This is a genomic window from Streptomyces sp. NPDC023573 (assembly GCF_055559735.1).
Genome location: NZ_JBVHKB010000010.1, coordinates 151,817 through 172,629, shown reverse-complemented (window position 1 = coordinate 172,629; position 20,813 = coordinate 151,817). Strand labels below are relative to the sequence as shown.

At 66.6% G+C, this 20,813-nt stretch carries 8 protein-coding genes and 3 pseudogenes; 7 read left to right on the top strand and 4 right to left on the bottom strand.

What is annotated here, in order from left to right; all coding sequences use genetic code 11:
• Positions 1–186: 186 nt before the first annotated feature.
• Positions 187–1,248, bottom strand: a complete 1,062-nt coding sequence (locus ACZ32T_RS28835) for a hypothetical protein (RefSeq protein ID WP_467369856.1) — start codon at positions 1,246–1,248, stop codon at positions 187–189.
• 454 nt (positions 1,249–1,702) lie between these two features.
• Positions 1,703–1,797 (bottom strand): annotated as a pseudogene (locus ACZ32T_RS28830) (3-hydroxybutyryl-CoA dehydrogenase); the annotation flags it as partial.
• 199 nt (positions 1,798–1,996) lie between these two features.
• Here ACZ32T_RS28830 and ACZ32T_RS28825 point away from each other — a divergent pair.
• Entirely contained in the window at positions 1,997–2,440 is a 444-nt protein-coding gene (locus ACZ32T_RS28825) for a recombinase family protein (protein ID WP_467369854.1), read from the top strand.
• Here the strand turns inward: ACZ32T_RS28825 and ACZ32T_RS28820 are convergent.
• On the bottom strand, positions 2,352–2,894 hold the full coding sequence (locus tag ACZ32T_RS28820; RefSeq protein WP_467369852.1) for a hypothetical protein: 543 nt from the start codon (positions 2,892–2,894) through the stop codon (positions 2,352–2,354). The genes ACZ32T_RS28825 and ACZ32T_RS28820 overlap by 89 nt on opposite strands.
• Positions 2,895–3,130: 236 nt before the next feature.
• Positions 3,131–3,726 (bottom strand): annotated as a pseudogene (locus ACZ32T_RS28815) (DUF4913 domain-containing protein).
• 623 nt (positions 3,727–4,349) lie between these two features.
• Between ACZ32T_RS28815 and ACZ32T_RS28810 the strand changes: the two are divergent.
• The 6 genes and pseudogenes from ACZ32T_RS28810 (at position 4,350) to ACZ32T_RS28785 (ending at position 20,579) form a co-directional block, all read left to right on the top strand.
• Entirely contained in the window at positions 4,350–14,999 is a 10,650-nt protein-coding gene (locus ACZ32T_RS28810; RefSeq protein WP_467369850.1) for a LamG-like jellyroll fold domain-containing protein, read from the top strand.
• 36 nt (positions 15,000–15,035) lie between these two features.
• Entirely contained in the window at positions 15,036–15,572 is a 537-nt protein-coding gene (locus tag ACZ32T_RS28805; protein ID WP_467369848.1) for an SMI1/KNR4 family protein, read from the top strand.
• A gap of 1,339 nt (positions 15,573–16,911) precedes the next feature.
• On the top strand, positions 16,912–17,301 hold the full coding sequence (locus ACZ32T_RS28800; protein ID WP_467369846.1) for a hypothetical protein: 390 nt from the start codon (positions 16,912–16,914) through the stop codon (positions 17,299–17,301).
• Between the two features lie 112 nt (positions 17,302–17,413).
• Positions 17,414–17,932: an SMI1/KNR4 family protein gene (locus tag ACZ32T_RS28795; protein WP_467369844.1), complete on the top strand. Its 519-nt coding sequence runs from the start codon at positions 17,414–17,416 to the stop codon at positions 17,930–17,932.
• A gap of 89 nt (positions 17,933–18,021) precedes the next feature.
• A pseudogene (locus ACZ32T_RS28790) lies at positions 18,022–18,614 on the top strand (IS5 family transposase); the annotation flags it as partial.
• Positions 18,615–19,163: 549 nt separating this feature from the next.
• The gene (locus ACZ32T_RS28785) at positions 19,164–20,579 is read left to right on the top strand and encodes a PepSY-associated TM helix domain-containing protein (RefSeq protein ID WP_467369842.1); all 1,416 of its coding nucleotides are present in this window, start codon (positions 19,164–19,166) and stop codon (positions 20,577–20,579) included.
• Positions 20,580–20,813 lie beyond the last annotated feature (234 nt).

The window sequence follows — 20,813 nt, the reverse complement described above, 5'->3', positions numbered from 1 at the left end:
GTCAAGACACTGCTCCGCCAACGTCTCGCAGACGAGGAAGCACGGCGGGAAGGCATCAACGAGCTGGAGAAGACCGCGCACCGGATTGTCGGTGGAGGTCAGACCAACAGCAACCTGGTCTTCGTAGACGTAGCCGCGACCCTCACCTGCCACCGAAAACTCACCAAGTCAGACAACGTCTTTAGCTCAATCCAGCTTAATGAACGAGGGGCGCGCGGCCAGAGCTATGGCTTCCTGATCTGGTTGGCCTAGGTGAAGCCAGTCAGGAGCATCCACGGAGAGAAGCCTGGACTCGACATCGGCGAGATCCTGTTGGGCAGCATCATTGAGTGCCCACTCAATCTCGGCAACCTTCACGTCGGCATACTTTTCCAACTGTTCCTGAATCTTCTGAGCCATCGGTGTCGGCTTCTGCCAGTAGTTGCCGCGGTCATGCCGTCCGAGCGTCGTAATTGCTTCACCGACTGCCGCGTAGGCGTCGTTGTACAGCCCCATGAACCCGTGAGGATCAGGCAGGGCTACGACCCACAGACTGTCTCCAGCCTTGCTTGTCTGCTTGGTGACCCCAGCAGGTAGATCCTTGTGCTCTGGGACGACACCGATCCGCAGGCCCGGCCCGCTCTCCAACTGCTCCTTATTGCTCTTGATGGTCACCGCAAGGTGGCGATGGCGCTCCTGATCGCTGACGAACAGATCTGTCCGCCAAATCTTTCTAAGCCTCGCTCCAAGATGCGGCTCGGCTGCCTCCCCAATCGCCGCAAGGCGCACCCAGTTGTCGAACGCGGGCGGTCGGCCACGTGTATCGGGCAGGATCACGGCCTCGTCCGAGGCGTTGACGATAACGGCCTCAAGAAAGCCAAGGTACTTTGCCCGCTCGTAGCCAAACAGCAACGACTCCGGACGGTCAAGGTACTTGAAGCCCTTTGGCGAAGCCCGCTTCATGGTCGTAACGAGGGGATCGACGACTGTGGGCTCCATGCCCTGAATCGCTTCGTGAACCGCCCATTCGAACCCATCGCCGCGCATTCCCTTGTCCCGCTGGAGTCGAGCAACGTAAGCCAGTTGGCGAAGCGTCACATCGACTCGATCGGTGTTCAAAACCGTGAGGCCGGATACAGGGATCTGATCAACGAGTGCTCGAAGGATTGACCGTGCAACGGCGTACAGTGCCCGCCCGCGCTCATCAACCGGCGCCTTCTGGGTAACGAACGAGATCTTGCTGAGTGACTTCTCCTCCTTGGTAGCCACGCGGTTCCCTTCATCCATTTGTCATCGTGATCGCGCAGGTCTACCACCGCCTGCTAGACGTAACCCACGAGTTCTATCAGGCAACTGCCATCGTCGTCCCGACCTTTCTGTAGAATCCGCTCCTACCTGCCACGGCGCCGGATCCCTACCGGCATCGCCTGCGGGTGCATCGACTCCTCCCAACGCCTTGGCCGACACCGATGGGTGATCGAGCCCCCCGTTGCCTGGTTTGGCGCCTTCCGCCGACTGCACCACCAATACGGACGCAGGGACGCCCACTTCGCTGGCTTCGCCAGCATCGCCATAGCCCTTCAGCTGCACCCGGCGACTCTCCAAACGAGATGGGCGAGTAGTAGCAGGCGAGACCCTTCGGGGCCGCACGCGGTCCTGGCCTCGGGGAACGCGCCTCGGCGGGCCCGGCGGCGTCACCCCCGGGCCCGCGTGCGGGGACCCAGGCGTACGGGTAGAACCCCGCCCCGTCTTCCGACCGCGCCTGCCGGCGTCCATTCCCTGGAGCAGCGGGGGAGCGGCGTACAGGGACTCCTTGTATCCGCGTACATTTTGGCCACGCGGCCATAGGCGTGGCGTGGCCAGCTATCCTCAGGGTTGTCTTAACGGATGTTGGTGGACACGAACGTCGACAACAGGGACCGGCAGGTGCGGTTGAGCTTCCTGGGCTGATCAAGATCCTTCAGCTGGGTCGTGCCGTCGATTCTCCGTACCGTGCGCGCTCGAACGGAGAGAAGAAGTGCGCGGTACGGACCTCAATGCGATCGAACGACCCTACGACGGATGCGGCAAGTGCCTGCTCGGCGTGCGGCGGCTGTCGCGCGTGAAGCTGGCGACGTCTTCGCCTGAGCGCCAGCGCGAGAACGTGCTCACTGCCGCGGCCTCCTTCGGTGCCCACATCATCGGCTGGGCGGACGACTGGGAGGTCTCCGGAGCCACCGATCCCGTGACCCGCCTCAGCCTGGGCCCGTCGCTCCGTGACGAGAAGGGCCCGTACGACGGCTTGGTCGCCGCAGCGGTGGACCGGCTCGGCCGCAACGTCGTCGACTGCCTGAACACCGGCTACAAGATGCGGGACGAGAAGAAGGCGCTCGTCACGGGGCGTGAGCCGTGTCCCCGTTGTGTTGCGCCTCGTCGTAGTAGGCCATCCACAGCGAGTCTTCGGCGGGCCGGGCCCGAGTGAACGCCTCGTCTGCGGCGCCGACGGCCGCCATGGTGTCCCGGACGTTGCCCATCTCCCCGAAGACCCTGGCCCTTGCCGTGTGAAGCATCGCCTGCTCGGTCGCCGTCAGACGGTCGGAGCGCACAAGCCCATTCTCGGCATGCCTGAGGCCGTCATCGGGGGCCCCGATCCACACGGCTTGCCGTGCGAGGAACGAGTACGTCTTGGCCCGCAGATGCCAGTCGCCGGGCTCCTCGGCGCAGTCTGCTGCGAACCGGAACGTCTTGGTGGCTTCATCGTGGTGGTAGGCATCGAAGGCAGAGGCGCCGACCACGATGCCAAGCCGTGATACGGCGGCGAACAGGTCGGTTCGCATGTGCTCGGGGAACTGGGTCTGCAGCAGGCCGGCCGACCACTGCATCGCTCGGGCGGCTACGTCACGCACCACGCCACCGCCACCCAGCTCGTTGTCCATGCCGCTGATGGCGGTGGCAGCCGCCAGGACCTGGTCGACGTGGCTCGGGTTGACGTTTGTAGGGAGAGACAGTTCGGCGGGCGCGAAGACTTCGGTGAAGTTGAGAGGGGCTATGGCGGTGAGGCCGGTGTTGGGACAGAACCGTCAAGTCGCCAGCCCGGAGGGTCTCCATCGCCTCCTCGGAGTCGTCGTCGACCGGCGAGAGATCGGCGCGAGGTCGAAGTCGAGGATGTCGTTCACGCCGCCACCCCCGACTGCTCGGGCGCCGGGGTGGCCAGCACACGGTGGTTGGGGCGAGTTGCGTCGGTCGTGCAGGCCGCGAAGGGTCCGTCGGGTGCACGCAGGTGCGCCAGGGTCTGGTCCAGGTGGTCGCGGTGCCAGGTTGACAGGCCGGACAGGTCGGCGTCCGTGTCGGTGAACTCCTGCCAGGCGAGCCAGAGTGCGTGGAGCCGGGCGACGGCCTCGGGTGTTCGTGCGTGCGCGCACCAGGGACGGTTCGTGCTGATCTCCCGGCCGTACATCGGCAGGAAGAGGTAGTTCACCCAGTGGCTGAGGGCGGCGAGTTCGACGGCGTATGCCTCGCCGCCCAGGGCGAGGATGAGCACCGAGGCGGGGCCGTCGGCCTTCTTTCCGTCAGCCGCCTCGGCTTCCGGAGCGCTGTCCGTCGGCTGGCCGGCAGCGGATTCGGGCTCGGAGCCGAGACGGTCGAGGATGACGCCGTGCTGCCTGACCTCGGCCATGGTCTTGGCGAGGGTGCTGGCGAGGTCGTCAAGGTCTGCTCGGGGACGCGGTACGGCGCGGGGCCGAGGGAGTTCGGGCTGGTGTCGGCCATGGGTGTGCTCCATCTGTGAGACGGCGACATGCCCGAGAGGATCCGGAGAATCAGCGGTTTGGTCCGGCCGGAAGCACGCGGTAGTGGAGCGCTTTCGGTCGGCGCAGCGGGGACAGCGGGAAAGGGGGGTGCCAGCAACTGCAAGGCATCTGAGGCCTGTGTGCCAATGTCGAGCAAGGCGAGCCGCGCCATCAATGACGGCCGACGGCGTCCCACCCGCCGAAGGCGCGACGCCCTGCTCGGCGACAAGTGCTACCACTCCAACTCCGAACCGCGACGCACTGCGCCAGCGCAGGATTCAGGTGGCCCGTAACGCTGTCATCCGGCTCGTTTTGGTGTTTGTCCGAGTCCTGCCCGGCAACTGCATCGGCGGCAGTGTGTGGAAGGAGGCCGTGCGAAGGTCGCCGCCGGAAGGGGCACTCAGCTCATGTCAACCATGACTCACCGGGGGTATCACCGGGTTCGTGAGCCCGCCCGCCCCTCCATCGGGTTGGGGGAGAGGCGGTGCGACTCAGACGACCCCTTGATCATCACGCGAACATCACAAGATCTGTTCGAGACTTGCACTACCGGAGTGATTCTCATACAACTCTCATGTCTTGATCATCCGCGTGGGAGTCCTTGTGCGTGCTGTGCGTCCCCTTGTACTTGCCGTCGCCTTCGCGATGGCCGTTCTTGCCGGCACGGAGCAGGCGGCTGTCGCCTTTGACAAGACTGACGTGGTTCGTGTGCCCGAGGGGGAAGTACCGGACCAGGACTGGGGTTCAGCTGCTGGGCGCAGCCACAGGGCCTCCATCGACGCCACGGACGCGGTGGCCACCGGAGGGCGGGGCAACGCGGTGGATACGCCGGGTGAACTTCCCGCAGAAGGCGCAGCATCAGAGCCGCAGTTGGATCGTGAGGTGACGATGCCCGCTCCGGGGCCGAGCGTGGAAGTGGCGGCTCCAGCCCCAGTGACGCCTGTCGGCTTCGACCCCGAGCGCAGTGCCGAGGTGAAGGACGAGCGCAAGGAGCGGGAATCCACGTTCGTCAACGAGGACGGCACGTACACCACCCGCTTCTACAACGAGCAGGTCAACTTCCTGGACGGCCAAGGCGAGTGGCAGAAAGTCGACTCCTCCCTTGTGCCCGCGGATGCACCTGGCTCGCACACGATGAGCGGGGACGACCTGGGCCTGGGCTGGCAGACGAGTACCACAGAGGCACCGCTCGACTTCGCCGCTGACGCCGCGGCCGGGCCTGTGGTGACGATGGGGCTGGGCGACGGGCTGTCGGTGGGCTACGGGCTGGAGGACGCGCAGGAGTCCGAGGGGCAGGTCGACGGCAGTGCCATTACGTACCCCGAGGTGCGTGACGACGCAGACCTGGAGTTTGTGGCCGGCAGTGGATCGGTCAAGGAGACCATGATCCTCCGGAGCAAGGACGCACCCTCGACCTGGCGTTTCCCTCTCCATGTACAAGGACTGACCGCGCGCATCGCCGAGCATGGCGGTGTGTCCTTCACCGACGCCGAGGGCGTCGAGCGGGCGTGGATGCCGGCCGGCTGGATGGAGGACTCCCGTCATGCCGAGAACTCCGCCCAGGGTGAGATCTCCTCGGGTGTGACCTTCGGCCTGACCGAGGAGGCGGGGCAGCAGATCCTCGTGGTGACGCTGGACCAGGAGTGGCTGCAGGCCCCCGAGCGTGTCTTCCCCGTACGAGTGGACCCGTCCCTGAAGTCAGTGGACGCGACTTCAGGGACGTACGTGCAGTCCCCGTACAACCAGAACTTCTCCAGTGACACCGTGCTGAAGACCGGCACCTACGACGCAGGCGGGCACAAGGCGGCTGCCTTCCTGCGCTTCTCGGGCCTGGAGACCACTCTCAAGAACGCCTGGGTGGTCAACACCAGCCTGGCCTTGTACAACACGTACTCCTACTCGTGTACTGCCAGGCCGGTGACGGTCCACCCGATCACGTCGAACTGGGCTGAGTCGACCACGACCAAGTACCCCGGGCCGTCGACGGGTTCCGCTCTCGCGTCGAAGAGCTTCGCGCACGGCTGGCGCCCGGAGGGGCAGACCGCTTACCCGTGTGGTGGTGCCAAGTGGGAGTCCATCAAGCTGGGTTCGGCCGGACGCAAGCTGGTGGATGACTGGACACACGGTCGGAAGAAGAACTACGGGCTGGCCGTCAAGGCATCGACGTCCGACTCCAAGGGGTGGAAGCAGTTCGGTTCGGACGACTACCCCAACGGGAAGCCGAGCCTGGATGTCACGTGGACGCCGTACGGGGCGACCTACGGGCTGGGCGACTTCACCGCGCCGGTTACCGCCACCACTCAGGGGTCGATGAAGGTCACCGTCACCAACCGGGGGCAGGCGACCTGGCCCAAGGGAGGCGACTACAGGCTGCGCTACAACTTGTACAACGCTTCCGGCACGGAGATCACCGACAGCTCGAAGATCGCTTACACGCTCATGCCGAGCGACATCTCGCCCGGTGAGAGTGTGACGCTGGACGCCAAGATCGCGCCTCTGACGCCTGCTACGTACACCATCGAGTGGACGATGACGGATCTCGGCGTCTCCCGCTTCACCACGGCAGGGGTGCCGGGCGCGGCCGTCAAGATATCCGCGGTCAACATACCGCCGGTGCTCACGGCCGAGGCGCCTGCGAGTGGCACCCCCGTGGACTCCCTCACTCCGGCTCTCTGGGCGAACGGCAAGGACACCGACCGCTACCCGTCATCGGCCCTCAGCTATACCTTCGAAGTCTGCGAGATCGAGGGAAGCGACAGCCGTAAGAACTGCCGCAAGGGGACGCGGAGCACCAAGCAGCAGTGGACGGTCCCGGCGGGATGGCTTTCCTGGGGCAAGACCTACGCCTGGTACGCATACGTCTACGACGGCAGTGCGACCTCGTCCCAGCCGCACGCCTCCGTCTTCACCACATCGGTCCCGCAGCCCGCGGTGACCAGTCACCTCGGTGGCGCGGACGGCACGAGTGAGATCGGCGCCCGCTCCGGCAACTATGTGACTGCGGCGACCGACGCGGCGATGCCGACCGTCGGACCGGAGCTCTCCGTCACCCGTACCTACAACTCCTTGGACCCACGCCGGACCAGCGCCTTCGGCGTCGGCTGGTCGACGCGCTGGGACATGCGACTGGTCCAGGAGACCGTGGGCAACACCGTGATGGTCACCCGGGCCGACGGGTCGCAGGTGCGCTTCGGCCGCAATCCGGACGGCACGCTCGCGGGGCCCTCCGGCAGCACCACGGACCTCGTCGCGGACTCGACCGGCTGGACCATGCGCCAACGCGGAGGGACGACAGCCCGGTTCGACGGCTCGGGACTGCTGACCTCCGTCACCGACAGCGCCGGCCGCGTGCAGACACTGACCTACGGAGGAGCGGACAACCGCACGCTGAGCGCGGTCTCCGACAAGCTCTCGGGCCGTTCGCTCCACTTCACCTGGACCGGCGGCCGCATCAGCTCGGTGACCACGAGCCCCGTGGGTGCAGGCTCACCCGGACTCACCTGGACGTACAGCTATTCCGGCGACCGGCTGACGAAGGTGTGTCCGCCTTCGTCCTCGACCGAGTGCACCGGGTACGACTATGAGAACGGTTCGCTGTACCACAGCATGGTCCTCGACGCGGGCCCACAGTCGTACTGGCCACTCGGCGAGGAGGAAGGCTCCACCGCGAGCAGCAGCGCGCCCTCCCGCGAAGGGCTCAACGACGCCCTTTACCGTGACGTGATCCTTGGCGCTACTTCCGCGCTCACCGGAACGACGGACACCGCTGCCTCCTTCGACGGCCAGGACTCAGTCGTCGAACTCCCAGACGCAGCTCTGGAGACCTCCGACATCCTGACGGTCGAGCTCTGGTTCAAGACAACCGAGCCCGGTGTGCTCGCCACTCTCCAGGACGCCGAGATCGGTTCGAAGCCGACCCGATACAGTCCCTTCCTCAACGTGGACGCCGACGGCAAGCTGCGCGGTCAGTTCTACACGGTGGAGTACGCCGGCACGAAGCCGATCGTCTCCCCCAAGGCAGTCACCGACAACGCCTGGCACCACGCCGTCCTGACCAGCCAGGGCACCGCGCAGACCCTTTACCTGGACGGGGCCAAGGTCGGAAGCCTGACTGGGACCGTCAGCATGCGCGAAGACCAGAAGGCATATCTCGGCGCGGGCTGGGCCAACGAGGGCTGGATGGGCGTAGCGGCGGACAACCACCGCTTCAGCGGAACGATGGACGAGGTCGCAATCTACGGCCGCCCCCTCGACGCGGCGACCGTCAAGGACCACTACACCGCGCGCGAGGCCGCCGGCCGCATCACCAAGGTGACCCTTCCCTCGGGCAGGACCCACGCTTCCGCCGTCTACGACCCGGCCACCGGCCGGCTCACCGAGCACACCGACGACAACGGCGGGACGTGGAAGGTTTCCGCCCCCGATTACTCGGCCGGTTCGGTCACGTACGCCGACGAGGTGCGGGCCTTCGCACCAGAGGGCTACTGGCGGCTGGGGGAGCGCTCCGGATCCAAGGCGGTCAGCGCCGCCGGCGACGGATCGGAGGGTTCCTACGGGGACGGGACATCGCTGGGCGCAGCCGGTGTCTTCGCTGACGGTGACGACACCGCCGCCACCTTCGACGGGAGCGCCGATTCCTACGTCCAGCTGCCCAACGATCTGCCCACGAGCCCGACCACTCCCACGGTCGAGCTGTGGTTCAAGACGGCCAAGTCCGGTGTGCTGATGGGCCTGCAGGACGTGGAGCTGGGCGAGACCCCCACGTCCTGGCGGCCGGTGCTGAACATCGACACCGCCGGAAAGCTACGCGGAGAGTGGTACCTGGCCGGGAACCCGGGCGCGGAGCCGATCACGTCGAGCCAGACGGTGACCGACAACAAGTGGCACCACGCCGTCCTGACCGGAGCGGTGAATACGCAGTCCCTCTACCTGGACGGTCAACTGGTCGGGTCGATGGCCGGCACGATATCCGACCAGGGAAGGCCGTACGCCTACCTCGGCGCGGGCTTCGCGAGCTCCGGCTGGATGGGGGTGGCAGCGGGTACCTACCACTTCACCGGTCAGATGGACGAGGTCGCGCTGTACGAGCGCACCATGAGTGCGGCAACGGTCAAGAAACACTTCGCGGCCCGTTCCGCACTGATCACCGGTGACAGTGCCCACTACCGCGGAGAGATCGTCGGGGATGCCCCGGCCGCCTATTGGCCGCTGGACGAGAACAAGGGCGCGACCACTGCAATCAGCAAGGTCACAGCTGCTCAGGGCAACGGCACCTACGTCAATGCGACCGCAGGAACGACAGGCATCTTCGGCACGGGCGACGGGCAAGCGGTCCAGCTCTCAGGGACCGGGGCGGTCTCCGTCCCCGGCAAACTGGTGGCCGGCACCACCGACCTCACGGCCGAACTCTGGTTCAACACGACGAAGTCCGGTGTCCTGCTCGGATTCCAGAACGCCGAACTCGGCGCCACGCCGACTTCTTGGCGCCCCGCCCTCAACATCGACGAGGCAGGGAAACTGCGTGGTGAGTGGTATCTGACGGGTAATCCGGGCGCGAAGCCGATCACTTCCACCCAGACGGTGACCGACGGCAAGTGGCACCACGCCGTGCTCACCGGTGCCCGCACCACTCAGTCGCTCTATCTGGACGGTGTGCTCGTCGGCACGCTGGCAGGCACGATCTCCGAGCAGGGGCTGGCGTACGCCTATCTCGGCGCAGGGTACGCAAGCTCCGGGTGGATGGGAGTACCCAGCGGTACCTACCGGTTCACCGGACAGATCGACGAAGCAGCCATCTACCGCAAGGCGCTGTCGGCCGACCAGGTCGCCGACCACTTCCAGTCACGCGAGCGGTCCGGGCTCTCCTCGCTGGCGGCCACCATCGGCGTGACCGACCCCCTCGGACACACGGTCCTCACGTCGTACGACGCGCTCAAGGGCATGCGGCCCACGCAGGTCACGGACGCCGAAGACGGGGTGACCACCTACACCTACGACACGGGTGGCTTCATCCACACCGTGACCGACCCCAACGGGCACGCCACGGTCACCGGGCACGACGCCCGGGGCAACGCGGTCACCACCACGACGTGCCGTGACGCGGACTCGTGCTGGAGCGCGTACACCGAGTACTACCTCAACCCGGGCGATGAACTCGACCCGCGCAATGACAAGCCGGTCACCGCACGGGACGCACGCTCCACCGGGCCGGACGATGACCGCTACAAGACGTCCCTGACCTACACACCGCTCGGCTTGCCCAGCACCACCCGGCTCGCGGACGCCCGTACCGCGACCACCGCCTACACCACCGGCAGCGAAGCAGCTGTCGGCGGCGGGACCACCCCGGCCGGGCTGGTCGCCAAGGAGACGACTCCCGGCGGCGCGGTGACCACCTACCGGTACTTCGCCACGGGAAGCACCGCCGCGATCACCTCGCCCTCCGGACTGGTCACCGAGTTCACCTACGACGGCCTGGGCCGCAAGACCGCCGAGAAGCAGATATCCGACGCCGCTCCTGAGGGCGTGACCACCAGCTACGGCTACGACACCATGTCCCGCGTCGTCTCCGAGTCCGGCGTCGGCGTGAAGAACGAGATCACCGGACTGACACACACTGCGAAGATCACCCGGTCGTACGACGCCGACGGCAACCTGCTCACCGAGTCGGCCGAGGACACCTCGGGCGCCGACGCCAAGCGCACCACCAGCTATCACTACGACAGCCACGGCCTGAACGACACGGTCACCGACGCGGAGGACCATGTCACTTCCCTCACCCATGACGCCATGGGACGGGCCGCCACGACGACCGACCCGACCGGCACCCGTCTCACCTACGCCTACACGCCGCGCGGCCAGCACGCCGAAACCGTCCTGAAGGACTGGACCGGCTCGCCCACCGGCGAAGTCCGTGACCTGGTCGTCACGTCCAATGCCTACGACCCCGCAGGCCGCCTGGCCTCCTCGACCGACGCGATGGGCGCCACCACCGCGTTCACCTACTTCGACGACGGTCTCACCGCGACGAGCACGGCACGGCAGGTGAAGCAGGCGGACGGCACCCGGCGCGATGTCCAGCTGGAGTCGAACACCTACGACGGTGCCGGAAACCTCACCCGCCAGGTCACCGGCGGCGGCAGCGTGACCATGACGCACACCGTGGACGCGACCGGACGCACCACCCGCAACGTCCTCGACCCGGACGGCCTGAACAGGATCACCGACCTCGCCTACGACGCGGACGACCGGGTGACCGAGGAGAGCCGGCCTGTCGACAGCTCGGGGAAGCGGCTGACCACCACTGCTGAGTACGACGCCGCGGGCAACGTCACCCGCCAGCAGATCACCGACGGCACGTCCACCCACATCACCACCAGCACCTACGACCAGCGCGGGTTGCCCACCTCCACCGTCGCCCCCAGAGGCAACGCGGAAGGAGCCGACCCCGACACATACCGCACCACTTACCGGTACGACGCGCTGGGACGCCTCGTCGAAACGAAGGCACCGGCTACATCGGTCGAGAACAAGGGCGGGGCGGCTGCCACAGCCACGCCCACCACTCTGACCGGCTACAACACGTTCGGCGAAGCGACGGAGACCCGTGACGCGCGGGGAGCCGTCACCCGCACCACTGTGGACGGCCTCGGACAGCCCACCGCTGTCACCCTCCCCGACTACACGCCGCCCGGCGGCACCAAGATCAGCGCCGTCAGCAGCACCGTGTACGACGCCCTCGGCAGACCCGCCACGACGACGGACCCGCTGGGCCGCACCAGCCGCTACACCTACGACCAGTTCGGAAGCCTGGTCCGGCAGACCGACCCCGTCGCGGGCACCGTTCCTACCGTTCTGGGACTGGAGAAGCCCGGGCTGCTGGACAGCACCTCCACCGACCTCGACGGAGCGGGCGTCTCGGAGTTCACCTGGACCCCGACCGGCCTGCAACTCTCAGCCACCGACCCGACAGGGGCCAAGACTCAGGCCACCTACGACGAGCTCGGGCGTCAGCTGACCGCGACCACTGTCGAGCGGTATCCGAGCCTGCAGAACCTCACGACGCGGTACGTCTGGGACGACGCGGGCAACCAGACCGCATCCACCACCCCCGCAGGCCGCACCACCACCGCCACGTACAACACGGCGGGGGAGACGACGACGGTGACCAACCCGGTCTACGGCGTCACCCGGCTCGACTACGACCGGCTCGGCCGCCAGACCCAGATGACCGACCCGACCGACCGCAGGAGCACTACCACCTACGACGCGCTCGGCAACGTCACAGCCGCAGCGGACTACGGCACAGGCCAGAGCGTGCTGCGTACCGCGAAGGCGGAGTACGACGCCGACGGCAACAGGACGGCCACCGTCTCCAGCACTCAGGCGCGCACCACGTACACCTACGACGCACTGGGGCACATGACCAAGCAGGTCGAACCCGTGACGGACGCCAAGTCCATCACGACGACCTTCGGCTACGACGCGGCGGGCAACCGGACCCGGTTCACGGACGGCCCGGGCAACACCACGACGTACACCTTCACGCCCTGGAACCTGCCCGAGTCCACCATCGAACCCTCCACCACCGCCCACCCGGCCCTCACCGACCGCACCTGGACGACCGTCTACGACAAGGCGGGCCAGGACATCGCCGAGCTGCTGCCCGGCGGCGTGGAGCGCCGACGTACCTTCGACGGCCTCGGCCGCCTCGTTCGCGAGACCGGCACGGGCGCGGAGGCCGCCACCACCGACCGCACCCTCACCTACGACCTCGCGGGCCGCATCACCGCGGCCGGCACGGGCAACGACCTCGCACGGAACACGTACACCTACAACGACCGAGGACAACTGCTCACCGCCGACGGCCCTGGCGGAAAGGTCGGCTACGGCTACGAGGCCGACGGCAACATGACCGAGCGGGTGGGCGCCGACTCCGAGTCGTACTACGGGTACGACGACGGTGGCCGGATCGACTGGGTCTGGGACTCCCTCAGCGACAGCGACATCTGGTACGACTTCGATACCGCAGGCAGGCCCCTGCTCGAGGAGTACGCGGTTAAGCCCGCAGGCTCCACGGAGTACGAGGCCACCGCCCGTCGCGACTACACCTACGACAGCCTCGGTCGCCTCGCCAGCGACAAGGTCGCCAACCTGGACAAAACAACACAGAAGGTCGGCACCACCTACGGCTACGACCTTGATGACCGACTCACCGAGAAGACGACGAGCGGAACCGCAGGAGCGGGGAAGAACACCTACGGCTACGACAAGGCCGGCCGGATGACGTCCTGGACCAGCGGCACGACCACCACCGCATACGGATGGGACGACGCCGGCAACCGCATCAAGGCAGGAGCGGCCACCGCTTCGTACGATGCCCGCAACCGTCTGACCGACGACGGCACCACCACGTACGGCTACACCGCACGCGGGACTCTTGCCGCGGCCACCAAGGGCTCCGGCGCATCCCGGGCTCTGACGTTCGACGCCTTCGAACGCAAGGTCAGCGACGGCTCGGCGACGTTCACCTACGACTCGTTCGACCGCGTCGCCCAACAAGGCAACGCCACGTTCAGCTACGACGGCGGATCCAACAACCTCCTCAGCGACGGCACCAGCGTCTACAGCCGCACCCCGGACGGCGCCCTGCTGGCCAGCCAGGCGGGCAATGCGGCCCCGCAGTGGTCCATCACCGACCAGCACACCGACCTGGTCGCCGGCCTCTCCGCCGACGGCACCCAGGTCACCAGCTCCACCGCCTACGACCCCTTCGGACAGGAGACCGCCACCAACGGCACCACCCCCGCCCTCGGCTACCAGTCCGGCTGGACCGACCCCAACTCCGGCGACGTCAACATGGCCGCACGCTGGTACCAGCCAGGCACCGGCGGTTTCACCTCCCGCGACACCTGGCAGCTCGACCCGACACCGTCAGCGCAGGCCAACCGGTACGGCTATGCCAACGGGGCGCCTCTCGACGCGACCGACCCCACAGGTCACTGCCCCGCGTGCGGCCTCGCCGCGCTCGGCGGCACTGAGGCGCTGGCCGCCCTGGGGGCAGCGGCGGTCGGATACGCGTGCAAGCTCTACTGCGAATCCTTGTTCAACGGCTTGAACAACGCGGTCAGCTCGGTGATCGGCTACGGCTACAACTGGCAGATGCCGGCATTCGGAGGGAGCTGGTCCTACTCCGGCAGCTACGGCTACTCCGGCAGCTACGGGTACTCGGGCGGATACGGCTACTCCGGTGGTTACGGGTACTCCGGTGGTTACGGGTACTCCGGAGGTTCAGGGTCGGGATCTTCGGGCAGCTACGGCGGATCGTACGGCGGGGGCTATTCGGGGTCGTACGCCAGCACGGCGGCCCGCCCGGTGGTGCGCCCGCCTCGGCCCGTGATCGACCAGAACGTAAACAACGGCCCGAACCCGCGACCCGCCCCCGACAGGCCGGTTCCCAAGCCCGACTGGAACCCCAAGAACGGCGGATGGAAGCCCGGCGACGGCTGGAAGATGGTCGTCGGCGCGGTGAACATGCTGAACCTGGTCGGAAACGACCAGTTCGAGCCGGACCGGACGCCGGCCACGCATCCGGCCGCAGGGACCGCCCCCGGTTCCGGCGGCGATCAGGATAATTCGGAGGACTGCCGCAGGCAGGGCACCGGATGGGTGGACCCCGGACCACGGGACGCCGCGCACGGCAACCGGGCCACCGGCGTGGAAGCCTGCCTCGACCTCCCGTACGTGACCGCACACCCTGGCACCTCGACCGAGACCCGAGCGGGCATCAAGCCCCCAGGTTACGACTGGGCTCGCGCCTACGTCGGCTATCTGGGCGGCCGACCCCGCGACGTCAATGCCTGCCATCTCCTCGGTGCCCAGCTGAGCGGCTCGGGCACCGATCTGGCGAACCTGGCGACATGCGGAACCGATGCCAACTCCTATGTCGGCAAGCCTCAGAGCCCGATCCCCCCGATGGAAAGCATGCTGGACTTCGAGGACACAGTCCGGTCCCTCGTCGATTCTCAACATGTCGTCCGGTACGAGGTGACACCGGTCTACACCGGCAGTCGAACCGTCCCCTCCGAGTTCCGGATGTCCTACACGGCCTGGAACAGCAGGGGGCGCTACGCAGGTGCCGACGCCACCACGGTCTCGAACCTCATTTACACTGCCGGCCGTGGTTGGAAGAACCTGGGCACCGCCATCGACAGCCGTACCGGATCCGACGTGCCGCTACCGGGACAGCCGTGAGCATGGCCGTCCACCCTGTGAGTGAAGGGCCCCCATATGTCTCACCCTGATGTCGCCCGCCTGCGCGAGTTGCTTCCGCCGCCCAGCTCCGGCGGCGACACGGTGGACTGGGAGCACATCGAGCGGACGACGGGCCTGGCGTTCCCGGCTGACTACCGTGAGCTCGTGATGTTGTACGGCGGCGGCGAGATCGACGAGTACCTGTCCGTGAGCACGCCGCCGGTCCCTGGCTCGCCGTACGGGGATCTCCTGGATAGGGGCGAACCCGCTCTCTCTGACCGGGACCGCCAGGAGTTGGGGTTTCTCCTACAGGGAGGGGCTTTGCCAGCGTTGCTACCCTTCGCGGACTCGGCGAGCAGCGATGTCGCGTTCTGGCTGCGGGAGGGTGCTCCCGACGACTGGCGGGCAGCTGTCTTCCGGAGGCAGACACCGCACGGGACGAGCCGCTGGACTGTGTTCGACGGCGGAGTGGCAGCGTTGTGCGTGGCGGCTCTGACGGGCGACGTGCACCCGTTCAGCGAAGGGTTCTCAACGGGTGGAGGGCATGAGTTCGTGAGCTGGCGCGGCCTGTAGCGCGCGGCAAGGCGCCTACGCCTGTCGCGATCCGAACTGCTTGTCGCTAGTGTGATGCGCCAGAAATCCTGAGGGTTAGTTCTGCTCTGTTTTCTGGCCGGTGGGTCCGACCTTGGTGAGGTAGTCGGCGAGAGAGTTTTCGACGTAAGGGTCCGGAGTTGCGTGATCAGCTCGTCGCCGCCCTCTCCGGTCGCCCAGTGTGGGGCACCGTCGAGTTCCGCAGCGAGCTGATCAGCCGTTCCCTCGTCAGACACCACTGCGCGAGCCGCAAGCACGGCACGGAGGCCGGCCAGATCCCTCCGAGCCAACAGAGCCGCAGCGGTATCGGAGGTCACTCCGGTGTCGTGAGCGTCCAGGAGGAGACGGTGCAGGACACCGGCGACGCTTTCGACCCGAGCCGCCGCCAGCCGCCGCCCTGCAGCTGCCCTGACGTGCCAGGCCGGAGAGTCGGCTTCAGCGATCGAGTAACGCAGTGCTTGCTCGATGAGGTCTTCCACGGCACCAGGCTCCCAGCTGGACATTTCGATCAAGCTTCGGTGAAACAACACCACAGAAGTCAAACGTGGGTGAGAACCGTCCAGCTTCACTAAGGTCGGGACAACGACACCAAGAGTTCAATCTCAGTAGTCTGGGTTGTCTTAACGGATGTTGGTGGACACGAACGTCGACAACGCGGACCGGCAGGTGCGGCTGTCGTTTCTCGGATAGGGCTTCACCTGTCGCCACTGCAGGAGCGGCGTCCGGCTGCACCAAATGAGACGCCGTCCGGATCGGTGATGGCCTCGGGAGAGGGCCGGGTTCATGGGGCCCTGTTGGTCGGTTTGGGTGGTCGGCTCCACGATCGGGTGGGCGAGGGTGAACGTGGGCCCGTTGTCGAGGAGGTCCCCGGGAAAAGGTGCCTCTATAGCTTTCGTCAAGCTGTAGTTGGTGCGGGCGGTTGGTAGAAGGTGCCGTCTCGGAGCATGGCGAAGAGGACGTCGATGCGGCGTCGGGCGAGTGCGATGAGGGCTACGACTCCAAGGCCAACCGCCTCGAACTGCGCAAGCGCCGGATCCTGCCCGTCACCCCCGCAGAGGAGCACCGAACGTCCAGGGCCTGGGCAAACTCCGCTACGTCGTGGAGCAGACCTTCGCCCTGCCTCACCGCTTCAAACGCCTTGCCGTGCGATGGGAACGCCGCACCGAACTTCACGACGCCTTCGTCTCCCTCGCCTGCAGCCTCATCTGCCGGCGACGGCTTCGGAAGCCCAAGAACGATTGACCGGTGGCAGGGCGGGCTGGGACGCCAGCAGGCTGCTTCAGCATGTTGGTACTCTCCGCATCTACGGCGAGGAGGGGAGATGATCGTGGGAGCAGAGCCGTCGAGTCCTCCGAGCCGCTGGTTCAGAGGAACTGGCTTCGGGGTCCTCTTCGGCGGACTGACCGCAGTGGTGTCCACTGCTGCCATTGGGAATGCATGGGCTGTATGTGACATCGGCAACGGCGTAACCAACGGCATGACCTTGCTGATTCTTGTCCCTCTCATATGGATTGCCGCTGCGGTTTCGTGGGTGATCCTGCACAGCACCCTCGGAAGACGTCATCGCAGGACAGCCCTGACCGCAGGGCTCATCTTCACCCTGTGGTTCACCTGGTTCCTTGTCACATGGCTCGGCATGCCGGACTCCTACCCCGCACCGTTGTGCCCGGGCAACGTCCCACCTTGGTGGCCGAGCTTCATCCCTGCATGACTCCGGCGAAGCCTGTGAACCTTGGCAGCGGCAGCCTACTCAATAGCACCTCCGACCAGCCGCTGCACGCCAGCAAGATCGTGTTACGAGTTCCGATCGGAATGTAAAGAGAATGTGGATTGCGCGCATCGCTGAGGCCACGCACTGGGATCCGGCTCGGCTGGAGATTTCCTGGAACAGCGTTGAGGAAGAGCTCGGTACGGCACTGCCCGAGGACTACAAAAAGCTTTCCGAGACGTTCGGTAAAGGGGAATTCTCGGAGTTCTTGCGTATTTTGACCGTCGATGCCACGAGAGAGTTCGACCTGGTCAGGATATGGAAAAAGTTCCTGGACGGCGGCCCGGACAGCGGGCCCGATCCCGCCTTCAAGCCCTACCGAATGTACCGGCCTGGTCAGCGCGGTCTCATTCCCTGGGCGTTCGGTGAGATGAAGTGCAGCTACTTCTGGTTGGCATCCGCCGAGGACGATCCGGCGAACTGGCCCATTGTGACGCAGGGCGACCCGTATCCGTGGCAAGAAGTGAGTATGTCCACCGGCGAGTTCGTCTACCGCCTACTGGCGGATCCCGAGTTCGAGCCGTTCTCGATCGCGAGGCTTATGCCGGAGCCCGACTTCTACCCGATGGATTGAGCCTGGCCCGGCCCGACTGTGTTCGCCTGCGCCCGGAAAGCCCGGTCACGGTGAGAAGCTATTTCAATGTACTCGGTAGGCTGCTGGCCATGGTGGGGATTGTTGATCGATTGGTGCCGGACCTGTTGTGGGAGACGTTCCAGCGGGTGGGTGCCGGAGGCACCGTCGCGGCCGCAGGGTGGTGGTCGGCGTCGGCACGGCGACCGGGAGGTGTTGGCGGCGGTCGTCTTCGTGGCTACGTCGGATTGTACCTGGCAGCAGCTGCCTTCGGCGTCGTTCGGCCCGTCCGGAGCGACCGCCCGTCAGCGGTTCTCGGAGTGGTCGAAGGCCGGGCTCCACCGCCTGGTCCTCGACGCACTCGGTGCCCGCGGCGAGCTGGACTGGTCGCGGTGCGCGATCGACTCGGTGAACATGCGGGCCCTGAAAAGGGGGACCTGACAGGTCCGAATCCTGTCGACCGGGGCAAGTACGGCTCAGAGATCCACCTGATCACGGAACGGTCGGGTCTGCCCATATCCGTCGGGATCTCCGGGGCCAGCCTGCACGACAGCCGGCCCTGATCCCGCTCGTGAAGGGCGTCGGCGGCGCTCGGCACAGCAGCGTGGCAGGACCCCACTACGCATCTCCTGCCGGTCGGAGAACAGGACCGAGAACAGCGGGAGAACTGGGTCAGGACACCCGCGCCATTGCGTCCTCGGCAGCCGCACTGATGAGCACAGCGCCAGCGCGGCATCCGCCAGGTGCCAGCCTTGAGCGGAGTCACCGAACAGGTGAGCACTCGCCCTGCGAGTCTCAGATGACCGACACATCTACCGAAGCGAGAACCTGCACATTGAATTGAGCTCACTGATCCAAGCCCATCTTCTCGGCTCCTACGTCGAAGAGTGGTTCCTTGGCGAGCTCGGCGATGGCCTGATCTTCGAGACGGTGTACGCCCCGGGCAACGGCAGACGGTGATCGCGCCCGTCGATGGTGGAAAGCGGCTTCCGGACGCGGACGCTGTCGGCCTGACCCGGCACAGCTGTCGCCGATGCCCACGTCAGCATGCAGCGCCGCCCAGGCCTGTGCATTTCACGAGTGGTTGCGCGGCACCCCCGGGCACCGGGACCGAGGCGACTTGTGGCGTAGACCACAGTGGGCCGGGGGGAACTGGTCTTCGCTCGTAGCCGACTTCTGGACCGGCCGGCCTTGGTCTGCCGCGTACACCTTCACGCCCTTGAGGAGAGCAGCCTTGTCCGTCGAGCCAGCAGTCCGTACCTCGGTCGATGACCGGGAAACCCGCGTAACCGACAGATCCGGAGGGCCTTCTGCGTGGGCTTCCCTCCGGCCCCTGGTGATGAGGCTGCACTTCTACGCCGGTGTACTGATAGCCCCGTTCCTTCTGGTCGCGGCCGCAACGGGGTTCCTCTACGCCGCTTCGTACCAGGCCGAAAAGATCATGTACGCGGACGAGCTCCGGGTTCCCGTGGGGAAGAGTGAACTCCCGATCTCGCAACAGGTGGCAGCAGCCCGACAGGCACATCCGGAAGGGAGCATCAGCGCGATCCGCCCATCGCCCGAAGACGGTGCGACGACCCGTGTGCTTCTGTCAGGTGTGAAGGGCGTGGACGAAGGCCACACGCTCGCCGTGTTCGTGGATCCGTACACCGGAGAACTCGCCGGGGCACTGGAACAGTACGGCTCGTCGGGCGCGCTGCCTCTGCGCACCTGGATCGACGAGTTCCACCGCGATCTCCATCTGGGCCAGACCGGCCGTCTCTACAGCGAACTCGCGGCGAGCTGGCTGTGGGTGATAGCCGGTGGCGGCCTCGTCCTGTGGTTCGGACGGCGCAGGGACCGCCGCCGAGTGCGCGGCACGAGTGGGCGCAGGCGGACGCTCTCGCTGCACGGCGCCGTGGGGGCTTGGGCGGCGGCCGGGCTCTTCTTCCTCTCCGCCACCGGTCTGACCTGGTCGACATATGCCGGTGCGAGCGTTTCCGACCTGCGTGAGGCCCTCAGCCAGACCACGCCGACCGTCTCTGCCGGCCTCGCGTCCGGGGGCGAACACGCCGAGCACATGCCGTCGGGCGGATCCGCCGGCACACCCGCCGAGGACGTCGGCTTGGACGCCGTCCTGAACGCGGCCCGCAGCGAGCGCCTTTCGAACCCGGTGGAGATCGTCCCTCCGGCCGACGCGTCGACCGCCTACGTCGTGCGCCGGATCCAGCGCAGCTGGCCCGAGAAGCAGGATGCGGTCGCCATCGATCCGGCCACGGGGGAGGTCACCGATGTGGTGCGGTTCGCCGATTTCCCGCTGCTTGCCAAGCTTTCCCGCTGGGGCATCGACGCACACACGGGCAGCCTCTTCGGTCTGGCCAATCAGCTGGTACTGGCCGCCCTCACCGCAGGTGTGATCGTGCTGATCCTGCTCGGCTACCGGATGTGGTGGCGCCGCGGACGCGGTTCGTCCTTCGGCCGCCCCATGCCGCGCGGTGCTTGGCAGAAGGTCCCGCCCCACGTACTCGTGCCGTTGATGGTGGGCGTCGCGGTTGTCGGCTACTTCGTGCCGCTCCTCGGTGTTCCGTTGGCAGTGTTCCTTGTTGTCGACATCCTCGCGGGGGAGATCGCTTATCGCCGCGGCAAGCGCACGTACGCGTCGGTCGACTGACCAGGCTGTCGATGGCCGATGCCACAGCTCGGCGTGCCCATGCTGATGTTGGGCGTCACACAGCTCGCTCTTCACCTGGTGCTCCATCGCCTTCAAATGTCCGGCGGCACCAGACACCGGGCGACAGAGATGCGCCCCAGCCGCACACTGACCTCGTACAGGACGTGTTGCGGTATCCAAGTCGACGAACGACCGCTCGGTGCGCGTTCGGCGCCCCGAGCGGTCGTAGACCCG

Bases quoted from the DNA above. Each gene is read 5' to 3' on its own strand.
- ACZ32T_RS28820 (WP_467369852.1), bottom strand. From the start codon at position 2,894: ATGGACAACGAGCTGGGTGGCGGTGGCGTGGTGCGTGACGTAGCCGCC.
- ACZ32T_RS28805 (WP_467369848.1), top strand. From the start codon at position 15,036: ATGTCTCACCCTGATGTCGCCCGCCTGCGCGAGTTGCTTCCGCCGCCC.
- ACZ32T_RS28800 (WP_467369846.1), top strand. From the start codon at position 16,912: ATGATCGTGGGAGCAGAGCCGTCGAGTCCTCCGAGCCGCTGGTTCAGA.
- ACZ32T_RS28795 (WP_467369844.1), top strand. From the start codon at position 17,414: ATGTGGATTGCGCGCATCGCTGAGGCCACGCACTGGGATCCGGCTCGG.